The organism is Rhizobium sp. SEMIA 4085 (assembly GCF_013004495.1).
GTDB lineage: Bacteria > Pseudomonadota > Alphaproteobacteria > Rhizobiales > Rhizobiaceae > Rhizobium > Rhizobium gallicum.
In genome coordinates this window covers 1-920 of the sequence record NZ_JABEPH010000696.1, presented here as the reverse complement: position 1 = coordinate 920, position 920 = coordinate 1, and the positions used below count along the sequence as shown (strand labels likewise).

General features: G+C 58.3%; 1 protein-coding gene. It reads left to right on the top strand.

What is annotated here, in order from left to right; genetic code table 11:
- Positions 1-38 precede the first annotated feature (38 nt).
- Positions 39-920 (top strand): class I SAM-dependent methyltransferase (locus tag C9413_RS32450; RefSeq protein ID WP_170251632.1); only part of this gene is annotated, 882 nt, incomplete at its 3' end.

Sequence of the window (920 nt, the reverse complement as noted above, 5' to 3'; positions counted from 1 at the left end):
AAACAGTGTGCAGTCAGCGTTGGTGTTGTAAGTACGCGTTGACCGTTCCAAAGTGTGATCGATATTTTGGCCTGTTGGTTTTCGGGGCCGATCCTTCCATTTATCATGCTGCCCGCCCGCGCTATCCTGAAGAGACATGGCAGCTGTTGCGCGAGCGTTCTGACCTTGGACCCGGCATTGATATTCTGGAGATCGGCGCTGGTACTGGGCTTGCAACGGCAGAATTGCTGGCGCACAAGCCGCGGCTGCTGGCAGCGGTTGAACCTGACATGAGGCTGGCAGAGTTCCTGCGAACCTCGATCGCGGTTGACTGCCTGCAGGTGCTCGCGCTGCCCTTTGAAGACGTAAACCTGGAGCCTGCCTCGTTCGACCTGGTTGCAAGTGCGACGGCGTTTCACTGGCTGGACGCTGCGCCTGCTCTGAAACGAATTCATGGATTGCTGCGACCAGGCGGGGCCGTCGCCCTTTGGTGGAACGTCTTTGGCGATGAAAGTCGGCCCGATCCCTTTCATGATGCCACCAGGCATTTGTTTGTAGGCCATCGTGCCAGCCTGTCAGCGGGTGGGCCCGACAGTTCTCCTTATGCGCTTGATGGGGATGCACGAATTCGGGAGATCACAGATGCTGGGTTCATACCCGATCCTCCTGAATTTATCCGCTGGACATTGAGGCTTGATGCGTCCGGCGTACGCAGCCTTTATGCCACGTACTCTAATGTTTCCGCCCTTGCGCCTACAGAGCGGGCCCATCTGCTCGATGCCTTGGCCGAAATTGTTAAGGGGCAGTTTGCGGGCCGCGTAGATCGCAACAGGACAACTGCAAGGTCTACCGCCCGGCCCGCTTCGCTCCAGACAAGCGATGCCGGTTGGGACGCTCTGCGGGTATGCAATGTTATACTTTCGTGCGGGCACGCGCCGACG